Origin of the sequence: Nioella sp. (assembly GCF_965215655.1) — a bacterium.
Classification (GTDB): domain Bacteria; phylum Pseudomonadota; class Alphaproteobacteria; order Rhodobacterales; family Rhodobacteraceae; genus Nioella.
In genome coordinates, this window is sequence record NZ_OZ244111.1 from 300805 (window position 1) to 315518 (window position 14714).

The following is a 14714-nucleotide window of genomic DNA, read 5'->3' on the forward strand; positions in this document are numbered from 1 at the left end:
GTCTCAGCCAAAGGTCGACTGCCACGTCGGCAGCGGGTCGCCATCTGCGGGGGTCGCTTCATAGACTCCACGAGCAACGGCGCGCGACAGGCACAATGCCGCTGCGTGTCCCAGATGCAAAGCGTCCCAGACCGGGTCGGCCAGTGGCCTTTCCCCTGTTGCGGCGGCAAAGATCAGGTCCCCGTCCATTGGGGTGTGGCTGGGATAAATCGCACGGGCCATGCCGTCATGGGCGGCCGTTGCCATGCGCGTGGCCTGCGCCTGTGTCAGTGCAGCATCCGTTGCGACGATGGCAATCGTCGTGGCCTGCCCCGGTCCACCCTTGTGGCGTGGGGCTTGGCTGGCGTCAAAGCCGGGGGCAGTTCCGCGCCCGCCGAATTCGCCGCCCATTTCGAAGGGTGCCGCCCAGAAGTGCCCGGTATCGCCAACGGTCACCTGACCGAGCGCATTCACCACCACGAGCGCCCCGACCGTATGGCCCGAGGGAAGAACGACAGAAGCCGACCCAAGGCCACCTTTTAGATCGGCAATGATTGCCCCCGTCCCGGCCCCGGCGGTGCCAAGGGCGAATGTCTCTCCGGCAGCCTCCGCCGCCTCGGCCCCGAGCCGTTTGTAGGGGCTCTCGCGCCAATCCTTGTCGCCCCCGTTGATCAGGTCGAACACGATGGCCCCCGGCACGATCGGCACAAGCTGATCGCCCACGGCAAACCCGCGTCCCTGACCCCGCAGCCAATCCGCAGCGCCGGATGCCGCATCCAGCCCGAAGGCCGAGCCGCCCGACAGAACCAGCGCATCAACCTCCTGCACCGTCTTGTCGGGGGCCAGTAGGTCGGTTTCCCGCGTGCCGGGCGCGCCGCCCATCACATGCACTGCAGCGGTGAAGGGCCGGTCGGCCAGCAACACGGTCGCGCCGGTCTTCACCCGGTGATCTTCCGCGTTGCCCACCCGCAGACCGGGCACATCGGTGATCAGGTTCCTCGGGCCGGGGCGCATCAGATGCAACGCCCCCCGTCCACTTCCATGGCCACACCCGTCACCATGTTGGCCTCGTCCGAGGCGAAATAGAGCGTCGCGTTGGCGATGTCCTCGGGCGTCGAGAAGCGGCCGATTGGAATGGTCGAGATAAACTTGGCCCGGATCTCCGGCGTGTCCTCTCCCATGAAGCTTTTCAAAAGCGGCGTTTCGCCTGCCACCGGATTGACCGCATTCACACGAATGCCGAAGGGGGCAAGCTCCACCGCCATCGCCTTGGTCGCGGTGATCATCCAGCCCTTGGAGGCATTGTACCAGTTGAGGTTCGGGCGCGGGCTGACCCCGGCGGTCGAGGCGATGTTCACGATGGCCCCGGCGCCCGCATCCTTCATATGCGGCACGATTTCCCGCGCCGTCAGGTAGACCGATTTGGCATTCACGGCCAGAACCCGGTCGAATTCCTCTTCCGTCACCGTTTCCAGCGGTTTCGGCAAATGGGTGATGCCGGCATTGTTGACCAGAATGTCGATACAGCCCCAGGCATCCAGTGCGGCGCGGGTCATTTCCCTGACGCTCTCGCCGTTGGAAACATCCGTGACCTGCGCAATGCCACCGATCTCTGCCGCGACGGATTCCGCCGCGTCGCCATTCAGGTCCACGACCATGACCTTCGCGCCCTCTGCCGCGAAACGCCGCGCGATGCCTGCGCCAAACCCCGATCCCGCGCCGGTCACGATGGCGGTCTTGCCTTCCAGTCTCATCACTCTCTCTCCGCTGTTTGGTTCGATGTTTCCACGAAACGGACGGGGCGGAAAGGGGCTTAGCTCCGGTTGGCCAGAACCAGAGCAGTCAACTGCGTCGCAGATCCAACCCCAAGCTTGCGCCAGGCACGCTTGCGCAGGGTCCGAACCGAGTTCTCGGATACACCAAGCGCCACGGCGGTTCCCGCCACCGAAACCCCGCGTGCGGCGTGGTCGCAGACCTCTGCCTCTCGCGTGCTGAGGGCCGTGAACGGGTCCACAGCCCTGTCCCGCAGCCCCGAAGCCGTGCTGTCGGACGTTCCGACCAGCCGATGCCTGAGCCCGATCAATTCATGAGCCAGCGGCAGGACCGTGTGCAGTCGGTCCATGTCCGTGGCGGTCAACCAGCCCGATTGCTCACTCCGCAGATAGAAAGACACGAACCCGCCCCGCCCCGTGCGAGAGGCGACCGACACCCGCTCGATCACCTTGTCACGGGAATAGATCGGTGCGCGGGGGTCGTCGGCGGGCGGGTGCCATCTGTCGATGACCAGCCCGCCCGGCGGGGCGCGTTGGATGCGCTCGACGAAGTCGCGGCGCAGAGCATCGTGGGACGTGATCCGCCGTGCGTTCACGTTGAACCAATAGTCGCTCATCTGCCCCGACCAGACCGACAGGACCGGCTGCGGGTTGGCCAGATCGGGCACAAGGAAGGCCCCGAAATTGGCGATCTCGGCCTGGGTGCGGATATGGGCCAGCAGCGCCGCCCCGAACCCATCGGTTGGCACAGTGGCCACAAGTGCGGCGACGGGATCGCGGGGTAGGGGGGAGGTGGTCGGATTGTCACTCATACGGGTGACAGAATAGGCCGCCCTGCTTCGGCTAAGCAAGAGGTCTCAACTCACGGGACACCGGGGCCGCCAATGACCCGCCTTTTCTCTGACCGCAACCGACCCGTCCATCTGGGGCCTTTCCCGCTGGAGCGGTTGTCGCGCACGGACGAGGCGGATCTATCGGCGGTCCCGGCCATGCAGACCGTGAGGTTCAGTCGCCCCGACGCGCCGGAAAGCATCGTGAACGCAATGCGCGAATATCAGGCGATGCTGGACGCGATCCGGGACGGGTTGGTGAATCCGGTGACCTCTGATATCCCAGCCGATCCGACGGAGCGGGCCAATCACCTCAAGGCCTTTGGCTATTTCAACGATGCCGCAATGGTGGGGATTTGCCACCTGCCGGATGCCGCCCTGCTGGCGGACCCGATCCGCAACCCGGATATCGACCGGCTGGCCCATGATCTGAAGACCCGGCAGACCAAAACGCTCGCCTCTGGCATCGACATGATCATGGCCGATCTGAAAGACAGTATGGAGGCGCCGCCCACCACCATCGACGGCCATACCCATGCGATCGTCTATCTTTACGAAAACCCGCGCGCGCCGGAGGCGGGCGAGGAGGGCTGCGATTGGCTGGACGACGCGCTGGAGGCGCGGGCCTGTCTGCGCGCCAATGAAACCGCCAGTGTCATTGCGAATTACCTTCGGCTTCTGGGCTTCCCGGCCAAATCGCATTCGGGTGCAGCCAGCGATGTGGACCTGAACAAGCTGACCGTGGCGGCGGGGTTGGCGCGGGTGGAGGGTAATGGGCTGACCGCCCCATTCATCGGCAAGCGGTTCGGTGTCGCCGGGGTGACCTGCCAAATGGACCTGACCTGCGACCGGCCCCTCGCGGACACCCCCGGCACAGGCGGCGCGGCATGGCGGTTTGGCAAGGGTGTGCAGCGCTCCGCGCTCAACCGCAACCCCTATGACAAGCGCCGCTTCGTCGACGGCGGACACCCGTTCGAAAAGCTCAAACGGGTTGACACCCCCACGACCTATATCGACGAGGCCCGAGTGGCCCGCGTTCCAAAGCGCACCGATATGTTCGCCCGCGCCCAGTTCGGCGACATGGGCAAGGCCCTGCAGGACGGCGCCAAAGGCGGCCACTACGTTCGGAAATCCGCACCATCCACGGCACAGCGCCGGGCACTTGGGGCCTTCGTATTGTTGCAGGATGGCGTGCCAAACCCGGATGGCCCCCGCCCGACCGATGCCGCGCGCAATGCCGCGAATATCAAGGCGGCCAGCTACTTCCTCGGCGTCGATGCCGTTGGCCTGTCGCGCTGCCCGGATTGGGCGTGGTATTCCCATGATGCCTTGGGCGACCCCATCGACCCGCCCCACGATCAGGCGATCAGCATGATCATCGACCAGGGCTATGAGACCATGGAAGGCGCGTCCGGCGATGACTGGATATCGGTGGCCCAATCCATGCGGGCCTATCTGCGGTTTTCCCTGCTTGGTGGCGTCATCGCGCAACAGATCCGCAACCTCGGCTACAAGGCCAAGGCCCACTCGGTGATGGATGGAGAGGTGTTGCAACCGCCTCTTCTGTTGCTGTCGGGACTGGGCGAGGTCAGCCGCATCGGCGAAGTGATCCTGAACCCCTATCTCGGTCCGCGCCTGAAATCGGGCGTGGTGACGACGGATATGCCCTTGGCCCATGACAAGCCGATTGATTTCGGGCTGCAACGGTTCTGCGAGAGCTGCAACAAATGCGCGCGCGAATGCCCCTCGGGCGCGATCACCGCCGGACCAAAACTGATGTTCAACGGCTACGAGATCTGGAAATCCGACAGCCAGAAATGCGCGACCTACCGGATCACCACCAAGGGCGGCGCCATGTGCGGGCGCTGCATGAAGACCTGCCCGTGGAACCTGGAGGGTCTGTTCGCCGAAAAACCCTTCCGGTGGGCCGCGATGAACATGCCCATGACCGCGCCGCTGCTGGCCCGGCTAGATGACGCCGTTGGCAATGGCGGGCTGAACGACGTCAAGAAATGGTGGTGGGATATCGAGCTGGAGGAGGACGGGGCCTATCGACCCACACAGCATCCGCTCAATCGGCGTGACCTGCAAAAGGATCTCGACCTGAAATACGAGGATCAGACGCTTGCCGTCTACCCCGCGCCGCTGGCGCCGCATCCGTGGCCCTACCCGTTCCCGATGGATCGGGAGAAGGGGATCGAGGCCTATCAGGCGATGGTGACGGCGCAGGAGTACAAGCTGCGGCTGACGCAGGGAGAGACCGGCCATCTGCACGAATACACCGTTCCCGGCGACGCCCCGGTGATCCGGGTGGAGGTCACGAAGGCCGAGAAGATGACGCCCGACGTGACCAAGTACGAATTCCGGGCATTGGACGGTGGCGATCTGCCGGACTGGACGGCGGGTGCGCATCTGGACATCGTCGTTGCGCCGGAGTTTCTGCGGCAATACTCCATGTCTGGCGACCCTGCGGACCGGTCGGTTTACCAGATCGGGGTGTTGCGCGAGGATGAGGGGCGCGGCGGATCGAAGCTGATGCACCGGATCTTCAAGCCGGGGCGCAAGATCTTCATCTCGAAACCCATCAACCATTTCGAGCTGGACATGGGCGCGGCGCGGACCCTGCTGATGGGCGGCGGGATCGGCATCACCCCGATGATCGCCTTCGCCCATGAGTTGTACCGGCAGGGCAAGGATTTCGCGCTGCACTATTCCTGTTCGTCGCGGGCCTCGGCGGGCTATCTCGATGATCTGGCCGCGATGCCCTGGGCCGACCGGGTTCACCTGCACTTTTCCGACGAGGGCAGCCGCGCCGATCTGGATAGGCTGATGGCGGGCTACAGGCCCGGCTGGCATGTCTATACCTGCGGACCGGATCGCTACATGAGTGCGGTCGTCGAGGCCGCAGAACGGGCGGGCTTTCCCGAAGAGGCGCGGCACCTGGAGTATTTCTCGGTTCCGGAGCAGCCGGACTATGAGAACCATCCCTTTGTTCTGCGCCTGAAGGACGGGCGGGAGCTGTCCGTTGCCGAGGACCAGACAGCAGCGGAGGTGTTGCAGGCGGCGGGTGTTGCGGTGGATATCAAATGCGATGATGGCATCTGCGGGGTCTGCAAATGCGGGGTTCTGTCGGGGGAGGTCGAGCATCGGGATTTCGTGCTGTCCAGGGCGCAGCGGGCCGGGGCGATGATTACCTGTCAGAGCCGGGCGGCTGAGCCGGGCGGTGTGATTGAGCTGGATCTCTGACGCGGATTGGGATTTCGCCGTGCCTTCGGCACGTCGACCGCGCGCCCCTTCGGGGCGCTTTTCTGAAGGGGAGTTGGGGGCTCTGCCCCCCGTCGCTTCGCGACTCCCCCGAGGTATTTTTGCCAAGATGAAAGCGGGAGGTCGCTTGTCGATTATGCCGGGTGTTCGCGGCGGTTGCGCCGTCGGGCCTGAGCAGGCAGGCTGGTGGAACCCGTTTCATTGGAGCCGCGTCCATGCCTTTCCAGATTTCCCGCCGCGCCGTTTCCCTCGGACTGCCTGCCCTGCTGTTGACCGGATGCGTGACCGGTGGCGCGGGGCTGGTGAGCCGCGATGAATGGCGCAGCGTTCCCAATGCTGACTTTGACCGATGGTTGGCCGGGTTTCGTGTGCGGGCGGTGGAGAACGGGATTTCCGAGGCCACCGTTACCCGCGCCTTTCGCGGCGTGGGCTATGTGCCGCTGGTGATCGAGCGCGACCGCAACCAGGCGGAGTTCAACCGCACGATGGAGGACTACCTCGCCATTGCGGCATCAGATGAGCGGATCAGCATGGGCCGTGCCAAGCTGCGTCAGCATGACCGTGTGTTACAGGCGATCGAAGACCGTTTCGGCGTCGAGAAACACGTCATGTGTGCGGTCTGGGGGATGGAAAGCTTTTACGGCACGCGAGAGGGTGACGCACCCGTCATCGCGGCTCTGGCGACGCTGACCTTCGACGGGCGGCGTGGGCGGTTCTTCGGCAGCCAGCTGATGTCGGCATTGCGCGCGTTGGACCGGGGTGACAGCACGGTTGCACAGATGCGTGGGTCCTGGGCGGGGGCCATGGGGCACACCCAGATCATGCCGGAAGTGCTGGAGGAATACGGCGTCGATTTCGACGGCGACGGACGGCGCGGGTGCTGGGACGATGATCCCACGGACGCGCTGGCGACCACGGCCAACTACCTCGCCCGGCATGGCTGGCAGCGGGGCCAGCCCTGGGCCATCGAGGTGCGCCTGCCGGATGGGTTTGACGAAAGCCTCGCCGGGCGCAGGCGGACCCGCAGCGTCGCTTCCTGGATGGGCATGGGCGTGCGTGACATGGATGGAAACCGGGTGCCCGATCATGGTGATGCGGCGATCCTTCTGCAAATGGGGATCAACGGCCCCGCCCTGATGATCTTCCGCAACTTCACCGCGATCCGGCGCTATAACCCGGCCAACAACTACGTGATCGGCATCGGTCACCTGTCCGACCGGCTGGTCGGCGGCCCGCCCATTCGCGGCAGCTACCCGCCCGACGAAAACGGCCTGACCCGCGCGGGCCGGATCGAGGTGCAGGAGCGGCTGACCGCGCAGGGCTATGACACGGGCGGCAGCGACGGGGTGATCGGCCCTGCCAGCCGCGCCGCGATCCGCGCCTACGAGCGCGCGCAAGGATTGCCGGAAACCGGCGTTGCCACCGACGAATTGCTGGCCCGCCTGCGCCAAACCGGCTGATCGTCGCGGACAGGCTGTTGCATGACGCGGGCAGGGCGTGACAAGCCGTGCCCATCCGCATGACAGTCGCCGCAGACGACAGAAGGAGACCCCCATGACGCAGGCTTTCATCGACCACCTTTCGCAAGAGCTCGACGGCCTGCGCGACGCGGGCCTGTTCAAGACCGAGCGGGTCATCACCACGTCGCAGGCGGGCACGGTCGGTCTGTCAACAGGACGCGAGGTGATCAACCTCTGCGCCAACAATTACCTCGGCCTCTCCGATCATCCCGATCTGGTGGCCGCGGGCCGCGATGCGCTCGATCGCTACGGCTACGGCATGTCCTCGGTGCGCTTCATCTGCGGGACGCAGGAAGAACACAAGGAGCTGGAGGCGCGGCTGTCCCGGTTCCTGGGGTACGAGGATACGATCCTCTATTCCTCCTGCTTCGATGCCAATGCGGGGCTGTTTGAAACGCTGCTTGGCCCCGAGGACGCGATTATTTCTGATGCGCTCAACCACGCCTCGATCATCGACGGGGTGCGCCTGTGCAAGGCCAAACGCCTGCGCTACGCCAATTCCGACATGGCCGATCTGGAGGCGCAGTTGCAGGCCGCCGAGGGCGCGCGGTTCAAGATGATCGCCACCGATGGCGTCTTTTCCATGGACGGCTATATCGCCAAGCTGCCCGAAATTTGCGATCTGGCCGACAAATATGGCGCCATGGTCATGGTCGATGACAGCCACGCGGTTGGGTTCATGGGCGCCGGCGGGCGCGGCACGCCGGAGCATTGCGGCGTCGCCGACAGGGTCGACATCCTGACCGGCACGCTCGGCAAGGCCCTTGGCGGCGCGTCGGGCGGCTATACCAGTGGCCGCAAGGAAGTGGTGGAATGGCTGCGCCAGCGTTCGCGCCCCTATCTCTTCTCCAACACGCTCGCGCCCGTCATTGCCGCCACCTCGCTCAAGGTGCTGGATATGCTGGAGGCCTCGACAGACCGCCGCGACCGGCTGATGGAAAACGCTACCCATTTCCGCGACCGGATGGGGGCTGCGGGGTTTGACCTTTTGCCCGGCGAACACCCGATCATCCCCGTCATGCTGCGCGACCCGAAACTGGCGCAGGACATGGCGGCGCGGCTGGATGCCAAGGGCGTCTACGTCGCCCCCTTCAGCTTCCCCGTGGTGCCGAAGGGCCAGGACCGCATCCGCACGCAAATGAGCGCCGCCCACAGCCGCGCGGAACTCGACACCGCCATCGACGCCTTCATCGCCGTTGGCCGCGACATGGGGGTGATCTGACATGCGCAACGACATGAAAGCGCTGGTCAAGGCGCGTCCCGAGCCGGGCCTTTGGATGGAACGCGTGCCCGTCCCCGAACCGGGGCCGCAGGACGTGCTGATCAAGGTCCGCAAGTCGGCGATCTGCGGCACCGACGTGCATATCTGGAAATGGGACGAGTTCAGCGCCAAGACCGTCCCCGTTCCCATGGTCGTGGGCCACGAGTTCTGCGGCGAGATCGTCGACATGGGCAAGGCCGCCACGAAATACAAAATCGGTCAGCGCGTCTCGGGCGAGGGGCATATCACCTGCGGCACCTGCCGCAATTGCCGTGCGGGCCGGGGGCATCTCTGCCGCAACACCAAGGGGGTGGGCGTCCACCGCCCCGGCAGCTTTGCCGAGTATCTCTGCATCCCCGAATCGAACGTGGTGCCGATCCCCGACGACATCCCCGATGAGATTGCGGCGATCTTTGATCCCTTCGGCAACGCGGTTCACACGGCGCTCAGCTTCGATCTGGTGGGCGAGGATGTGCTTGTGACCGGCGCGGGCCCGATCGGCATCATGGGCGCGCTGGTGGCCCAGAAGGCGGGCGCGCGCAAGGTGGTGCTGACCGATATCGCGCCCTACCGGCTCGACCTTGCCCGGCACCTCGGCGTGCAGCATGTGGTCGATACTTCCTCCACCACCCTGCGCGAGGTGATGGACCAGATCGGCATGACCGAGGGCTTCGACGTGGGCCTTGAGATGTCCGGCGCGGCGGCGGCCATGCGCCAGATGATTCACCGAATGAACAATGGCGGCAAGATCGCCCTTCTGGGCATTGCCCCCACCGAGTTTGCCGTCGACTGGAACGAGATCATTTTCAAGATGCTGACCGTGAAAGGCATCTACGGGCGCGAGATGTATGAAACCTGGTACAAGATGATTGCGCTGGTGCAGTCGGGTCTCGATCTGACCGGGCTGATCACGCATCGCATCGGCATCGACGAGTTCGAGGACGGCTTCGCCGCGATGCTCTCTGGTCAGGCCGGAAAGGTTGTGATGGACTGGGGCTGACCGAAGGAGGCCCGAGATGACCGAAACGCTGATCACGTCTGAGGTGGATTACGAGGCCGAGGGCCGTCAGACCGGCTATCTCCGCGTGCCCCATTCCGTCACCCGCAGCGCCTATGGCTGGATTCCCGTCCCGGTCACGGTTCTGAAGAACGGCGACGGGCCGACCATGGTGCTGATGGGCGGCACCCATGGCGACGAATATGAAGGACAGATCGCGATTGACCGGTTGGCCAAGACCCTGCGGTCAGAGGACATCACCGGCCGCCTCATCTGCCTGCCGATGCTGAACTTCCCCGCCGCCGATGCGGGCCTGCGCTGCTCCCCGGTGGACCAGGGCAACCTCAACCGCGCCTTCCCCGCCGATCCGCGCGGCACCCCCACCCAGTTGATCGCGCACTACGTCGAAGAGGTGCTGATGCCGCTGGCCGACTATGCCATCGACCTGCATTCCGGCGGCGCGTCCCTCTTCTATCCGCCGACCTTCATGCGCTGTCCCGGCTGGACCGAGGAAGAAGCCGCAACTCTGCGCAACCTCCAGACCGCCTTCGATCTGCCGTACGCCTGGGTCTTCACCGGCGGTGGCGGCCCGAACAGCACGGCGCGGACCACGATGGGGGCAGCCGCGCGCAAGGGGGTGGTGACCGTGAACGCGGAACTCGGCGGCGGCGGCGCGGTCACGCCCGAGATTTTGGCGCGGGCTGAGCGCGGCCTGAAACGTGCTCTGCACGCGGTCGGAATGCTGCCGGGATATGAACCGGACGCGCCACGCGGCACGCGGGAGCTGCATATCCAGGGCCTGGTCCATGCCTATGAACGCGGCGTGTTCGAACCCCTGCTGGAACCCGGCGACGAGGTTGGTGTGGGGACAGTCCTCGCCACGATTCACCACCCCGACGACCCGAGATGCGCCGCGACCGAGATCGTCTCGGACTATGATGGGATAATCCTCGCCATGCGCGCGCTCGGACGCGTGGACCGGGGTGATGCCCTCTTCCAGATCGCGCGGGACGTGGCGTGACCGGATCGCGCCCGGGGTGACTCGTCTCTCTCTGGCCGCTTGCCGAACGGCCCCTTTCATCTTGGCTCCAAATACCTCCGCCGGAGGCATCCCTCCCGCGCCACCGCACCGCCCGCATCCATTGTGCTCCACCCTCACCACACCTCCGTGGCAACGCGGACCGACGAGGCCTCCGGCGTCAGCCGGGGGTTGAGGAGGGCCGCTCCCGGGTCGACGACGAAGTCGGCGAAACCGGTTTTTCATATGCACGGGGGGGGCACAGGGGGTGTACGGGGGGTGCACGCATGGCGACAGGCCATTTTGCCCCGCTTGCCCGCCTTGCGCCGCCGGTCCCCCTTGCGTATATACCCCCGGTCAGACGCACTCATCCGGATGAAGATTCCATGGCCACCAACCCGCTTCAGTTCCTGCAACAGACCCGTTCGGAGGTCTCCAAGGTCGTTTGGCCGACGCGGCGCGAGGTGCTTGTGACCACTCTGATGGTCTTTGCTCTGGCCATTGTCGGTGCGATTTTCTTTTCCTTCGTGGACATCCTGATCCGGTGGGGTCTTGAACTGATCCTGACGATGACTGGCTGACCAGAAGAAACCCGGACCGAACCCCTTGATTTTCCGTCACTTGGGGGGTAGGTCACGGCTCACTTTCCCGGAAATGGCGTGCGTCGATTCGTGATGCGCGCTGTTTTTTGTTCGGCCCGATTTGGGTAAAACATTGGGAATACTTGGAAATTTTGGGGTCGGTGACCCCGGGCTTGAGGAACGGGCAGGTATGGCGAAGCGGTGGTATTCGGTCTCGGTGCTTTCGAATTTCGAAAAGCGCATTGCCGAGCAGATCAGGACTGCCGTGGAAGAAGGCGGCCTTCAGGACGAGATTGAAGAAGTTCTGGTTCCCGAAGAGGATGTGATCGAGGTGCGTCGTGGCAAGAAAGTCACCGTGCCGCGCCGCTTCATGCCCGGCTACGTGCTTGTGCGCATGGAGATGACAGACCGTGCCTATCATGCCATCAACTCGATTCCCCGCGTCACGGGCTTCCTGGGCCCGCAAGGCCGCCCGATGCCGATGCGCGACGCCGAGGTGAACGCGATCCTGAACCGGGTCGAAGAGGGCGAGGCGCAGCCGCGCTCGACCATCACTTACGAGATTGGTGAGAAGGTCAAAGTCAACGAAGGCCCGTTCGAGGATTTCGATGGCATGGTCGAAGAAGTGGACGACGCCAATCAGCGCCTGAAGGTGACGGTGTCGATCTTTGGCCGGGAAACCCCGGTCGAACTGGAATTCACGCAGGTCACCAAACAGGCCTGACGTGATCATTCGTGGGAGGCGAGGGCACGCGTGTCCGGACCGCACCACGCTAACCACCGAGGGCGCAACGCGTTGCGTCTTCATAGGGCGGGAAGATCCCCGCCGATGATGGAAGGAGAGGCCAAATGGCCAAGAAACTGATCGGCAAGATGAAGCTGCAGATCAAGGCGGGGCAAGCCAACCCGTCTCCGCCCGTGGGTCCGGCCCTCGGTCAGCGCGGGATCAACATCATGGAATTCTGCAAGGCGTTCAACGCCAAGACGCAGGAAATGGAACCGGGTTCGCCCTGTCCGACCGTGATCAGCTACTACCAGGACAAGTCCTTCACGATGGAAATCAAGACGCCCCCCGCGTCTTATTACCTCAAGAAGGCCGCCGGCCTGAAGCCCGTCGGCAAGCGCAACCGTCCCCGTGGCGCCGAGAATCCCGGCCGTGAAACGATCGCAACCGTGACCGTCAAGCAGGTCCGCGAGATCGCGGAAGCCAAGATGAAGGATCTCAGTGCGAATGACGTCGAAGCAGCGATGAAGATCATCGTCGGTTCGGCCAATTCGATGGGCATCGAGGTGAAAGGGTAAATCATGGCAAAGCTCGGTAAACGTACCCGCGCCGCCCGCGAAGCCTTCGCCGGCAAGGAAGACATCACCGTCGAGGATGCCGTTGCGCTAATCAAGGCCAACGCCAACGCCAAGTTCGACGAGTCGGTCGAAATCGCGATGAACCTGGGCGTCGACCCGCGCCACGCCGACCAGATGGTCCGCGGCACGGTCACCCTGCCCAATGGCACCGGCAAATCCGTCCGCGTCGCCGTCTTCGCCCGTGGCCCCAAGGCAGAAGAAGCCCTGGCCGCAGGAGCTGATATCGTCGGCGCAGAGGATCTGATGGAAACCGTTCAGGGCGGCACCATCGAGTTCGAACGCTGCATCGCCACCCCGGACATGATGCCGATCGTCGGCCGTCTGGGTAAGGTGCTTGGCCCCCGGAACCTGATGCCGAACCCCAAGATCGGGACCGTGACCATGGATGTTGCCGAAGCCGTGAAAGCGGCCAAGGGCGGCCAGGTGCAGTTCCGCGCCGAGAAGGCCGGTGTCGTGCATGCCGGTGTGGGCAAGGTGTCGTTCAACGCCGACCAGCTGGCCGAAAACATCCGCGCCTTCGTGGATGCGGTGTCCAAGGCCAAGCCGACCGGTGCCAAGGGTGCCTACATGAAGCGCGTGTCGCTCAGCTCGACCATGGGCCCGGGCGTGTCCGTGTCCGTCGACAGCGCGACCGGCAACTGACCCGGAGGTGGGCAGAACTGCCCACCCTACGAGATTTCATGCCGGTTCGCCGGTATGAATGGCGGGGCCGCCAAGGTGGCCTCGTCCTGTCCGAGACGGAGGGTTGGGCGAAAGCCTGATAATTCCTTCCTGAGATGGGAAGCGAGACTAGGAATTTCCGAAGGTTTCCTTCGGGCGATCTGACGGCTCGGGACCCTGACTTGGACCCGAAGAGGTTGGGGAAACCCAGCCAAACTTGAGCCGGGGGGAGACCCCCAAATTGGAGTGAAACTGTGGATAGAGCCCAGAAAGAGAAAGTGGTCGAGGAACTCGGCCAGATCTTCGAAAGCTCTGGCGTCGTCGTAGTGTCCCACTACGAGGGCCTCACGGTTGCCGAGATGCAGGACCTGCGCGCGCAAATGCGTGAAGCGGGTGGGTCCGTTCGTGTCGCCAAGAACAGGCTCGCCAAGATCGCCCTTGATGGGAAGCCGTGCGCAGGCATTGCTGACCTGATGACGGGCATGACCGTGCTCTCCTTCTCCGAGGACCCCGTGGCAGCAGCCAAGGTGGCCGAGGAGTATGCCAAGAAGAATGACAAATTCGTCATTCTTGGCGGCGCAATGGGGGACACTGTTCTGGACCGCGCCGGTGTCAAAGCCGTCTCCGACATGCCGTCCCGCGAGGAGCTTATCGCCTCCATCGTTGGCTGCATCGGGGCACCTGCTTCGAACATCGCCGGGGCCATTGGCGCACCTGCTTCGAACATCGCGAGCATCCTTTCGACCATCGAAGAGAAGGCCGAAGCCGCGTAAGCAACCTGAGACCCGTCGTAGGGGCGCAATGCTCTCGACGTTGGAACACATACCTAGATACGGAACCTGAAAAATGGCTGATCTGAAAGCACTTGCTGAAAGCATCGTCAACCTGACCCTGCTGGAAGCCCAAGAACTGAAAACCATCCTCAAGGACGAGTATGGCATCGAGCCCGCCGCTGGCGGCGCTGTGATGATGGCCGGTCCTGCTGGCGGCGGCGAAGCTGCTGCTGCTGAAGAGCAGACCGAGTTTGACGTGATCCTGAAGTCCGCTGGCGACAAGAAGATCAACGTCATCAAAGAAGTCCGCGGCATCACCGGCCTGGGCCTCAAAGAAGCAAAAGAGCTGGTCGAAGCTGGCGGCAAAGCCGTCAAGGAGCAGGTCTCCAAAGCCGAAGCCGAAGACATCAAAGCCAAGCTGGAAGCAGCTGGCGCCGAAGTCGAGCTCAAGTAATCTGCGCCCGACCTTTTGTGTCGGGACGTTGAAAGAAGCGGCTGGATCCGGGGATTTCCCGGGTCCAGCCAGCCTCGTCTTGGCGAGGGCCCGCATGTGACGGACCTTCCCCAAGACGCGGTTCACAGGATCGGGAGCCCGCCGGTGGGACGGCAGGCATGAATTGATCCGAACCCGTCTGGTTTCAGTGCGACGCATGGCCGGTGCCCCGACGGCCCGTGCGAGCGCGAAGAAACGAAAGGT

General features: G+C 64.2%; 14 protein-coding genes. 11 read left to right on the forward strand and 3 right to left on the reverse strand.

Translation table 11 applies throughout. The features are described 5' to 3' along the window. Positions 1 to 3: 3 nt before the first annotated feature. Genes ACOOEX_RS01570 through ACOOEX_RS01580 form a run of 3 tightly spaced genes read right to left on the reverse strand, consistent with a single transcriptional unit; the run spans position 4 to position 2563 of the window. Positions 4 to 993 carry a P1 family peptidase gene (locus ACOOEX_RS01570; RefSeq protein ID WP_420398306.1) on the reverse strand — a complete coding sequence of 330 codons (990 nt, stop codon included), beginning with the start codon at positions 991 to 993 and terminating at the stop codon, positions 4 to 6. Continuing rightward, positions 993 to 1733 carry an SDR family oxidoreductase gene (locus ACOOEX_RS01575; protein ID WP_420396826.1) on the reverse strand — a complete coding sequence of 247 codons (741 nt, stop codon included), beginning with the start codon at positions 1731 to 1733 and terminating at the stop codon, positions 993 to 995. The genes ACOOEX_RS01570 and ACOOEX_RS01575 overlap by 1 nt, the downstream gene beginning before the upstream one ends. Positions 1734 to 1792: 59 nt before the next feature. Then, a complete protein-coding gene (locus ACOOEX_RS01580; protein ID WP_420396827.1) occupies positions 1793 to 2563 on the reverse strand; it encodes a helix-turn-helix transcriptional regulator in 771 nt (256 codons plus the stop codon). 72 nt (positions 2564 to 2635) lie between these two features. On the opposite strand from ACOOEX_RS01580, the gene ACOOEX_RS01585 reads away from it, so the two are divergent. The 11 genes from ACOOEX_RS01585 to rplL all read left to right on the forward strand — a co-directional run bounded on the left by ACOOEX_RS01585 (position 2636) and on the right by rplL (position 14471). Beyond that, the gene (locus tag ACOOEX_RS01585; RefSeq protein WP_420396828.1) at positions 2636 to 5827 is read left to right on the forward strand and encodes a reductive dehalogenase; all 3192 of its coding nucleotides are present in this window, start codon (positions 2636 to 2638) and stop codon (positions 5825 to 5827) included. Positions 5828 to 6060: 233 nt separating this feature from the next. Beyond that, positions 6061 to 7305, forward strand: a complete 1245-nt coding sequence (locus ACOOEX_RS01590) for a lytic murein transglycosylase (protein ID WP_420396829.1) — start codon at positions 6061 to 6063, stop codon at positions 7303 to 7305. A 94-nt stretch (positions 7306 to 7399) separates the two neighbouring features. Continuing rightward, positions 7400 to 8587: a glycine C-acetyltransferase gene (locus ACOOEX_RS01595; protein WP_420396830.1), complete on the forward strand. Its 1188-nt coding sequence runs from the start codon at positions 7400 to 7402 to the stop codon at positions 8585 to 8587. A 13-nt stretch (positions 8588 to 8600) separates the two neighbouring features. Continuing rightward, positions 8601 to 9626 carry an L-threonine 3-dehydrogenase gene (tdh, locus tag ACOOEX_RS01600; RefSeq protein WP_420398307.1) on the forward strand — a complete coding sequence of 342 codons (1026 nt, stop codon included), beginning with the start codon at positions 8601 to 8603 and terminating at the stop codon, positions 9624 to 9626. A 16-nt stretch (positions 9627 to 9642) separates the two neighbouring features. After that, on the forward strand, positions 9643 to 10644 hold the full coding sequence (locus ACOOEX_RS01605) for a succinylglutamate desuccinylase/aspartoacylase family protein (RefSeq protein ID WP_420396831.1): 1002 nt from the start codon (positions 9643 to 9645) through the stop codon (positions 10642 to 10644). Between the two features lie 383 nt (positions 10645 to 11027). Then, positions 11028 to 11222 carry a preprotein translocase subunit SecE gene (gene secE / locus ACOOEX_RS01610; RefSeq protein ID WP_127560930.1) on the forward strand — a complete coding sequence of 65 codons (195 nt, stop codon included), beginning with the start codon at positions 11028 to 11030 and terminating at the stop codon, positions 11220 to 11222. Between the two features lie 190 nt (positions 11223 to 11412). Further along, positions 11413 to 11946 (forward strand): transcription termination/antitermination protein NusG, encoded by a 534-nt coding sequence (gene nusG, locus ACOOEX_RS01615; protein ID WP_071691219.1) that lies wholly within the window; start codon positions 11413 to 11415, stop codon positions 11944 to 11946. Positions 11947 to 12071: 125 nt separating this feature from the next. Continuing rightward, on the forward strand, positions 12072 to 12524 hold the full coding sequence (rplK, locus tag ACOOEX_RS01620; RefSeq protein ID WP_071691218.1) for a 50S ribosomal protein L11: 453 nt from the start codon (positions 12072 to 12074) through the stop codon (positions 12522 to 12524). A 3-nt stretch (positions 12525 to 12527) separates the two neighbouring features. Continuing rightward, positions 12528 to 13226 (forward strand): 50S ribosomal protein L1, encoded by a 699-nt coding sequence (rplA, locus tag ACOOEX_RS01625; protein WP_420396832.1) that lies wholly within the window; start codon positions 12528 to 12530, stop codon positions 13224 to 13226. A 272-nt stretch (positions 13227 to 13498) separates the two neighbouring features. Beyond that, positions 13499 to 14017: a 50S ribosomal protein L10 gene (gene rplJ / locus ACOOEX_RS01630; RefSeq protein WP_071691216.1), complete on the forward strand. Its 519-nt coding sequence runs from the start codon at positions 13499 to 13501 to the stop codon at positions 14015 to 14017. Positions 14018 to 14090: 73 nt separating this feature from the next. After that, the gene (rplL, locus tag ACOOEX_RS01635) at positions 14091 to 14471 is read left to right on the forward strand and encodes a 50S ribosomal protein L7/L12 (protein WP_071691215.1); all 381 of its coding nucleotides are present in this window, start codon (positions 14091 to 14093) and stop codon (positions 14469 to 14471) included. Positions 14472 to 14714: the final 243 nt, after the last annotated feature.

Coding starts and splice junctions, on each gene's coding strand:
- ACOOEX_RS01570 (WP_420398306.1), bottom strand. CDS start 993: ATGCGCCCCGGCCCGAGGAACCTGATCACCGATGTGCCCGGTCTGCGG.
- ACOOEX_RS01575 (WP_420396826.1), bottom strand. CDS start 1,733: ATGAGACTGGAAGGCAAGACCGCCATCGTGACCGGCGCGGGATCGGGG.
- ACOOEX_RS01580 (WP_420396827.1), bottom strand. CDS start 2,563: ATGAGTGACAATCCGACCACCTCCCCCCTACCCCGCGATCCCGTCGCC.
- ACOOEX_RS01585 (WP_420396828.1), top strand. CDS start 2,636: ATGACCCGCCTTTTCTCTGACCGCAACCGACCCGTCCATCTGGGGCCT.
- ACOOEX_RS01590 (WP_420396829.1), top strand. CDS start 6,061: ATGCCTTTCCAGATTTCCCGCCGCGCCGTTTCCCTCGGACTGCCTGCC.
- ACOOEX_RS01595 (WP_420396830.1), top strand. CDS start 7,400: ATGACGCAGGCTTTCATCGACCACCTTTCGCAAGAGCTCGACGGCCTG.
- tdh (WP_420398307.1), top strand. CDS start 8,601: ATGAAAGCGCTGGTCAAGGCGCGTCCCGAGCCGGGCCTTTGGATGGAA.
- ACOOEX_RS01605 (WP_420396831.1), top strand. CDS start 9,643: ATGACCGAAACGCTGATCACGTCTGAGGTGGATTACGAGGCCGAGGGC.
- secE (WP_127560930.1), top strand. CDS start 11,028: ATGGCCACCAACCCGCTTCAGTTCCTGCAACAGACCCGTTCGGAGGTC.
- nusG (WP_071691219.1), top strand. CDS start 11,413: ATGGCGAAGCGGTGGTATTCGGTCTCGGTGCTTTCGAATTTCGAAAAG.
- rplK (WP_071691218.1), top strand. CDS start 12,072: ATGGCCAAGAAACTGATCGGCAAGATGAAGCTGCAGATCAAGGCGGGG.
- rplA (WP_420396832.1), top strand. CDS start 12,528: ATGGCAAAGCTCGGTAAACGTACCCGCGCCGCCCGCGAAGCCTTCGCC.
- rplL (WP_071691215.1), top strand. CDS start 14,091: ATGGCTGATCTGAAAGCACTTGCTGAAAGCATCGTCAACCTGACCCTG.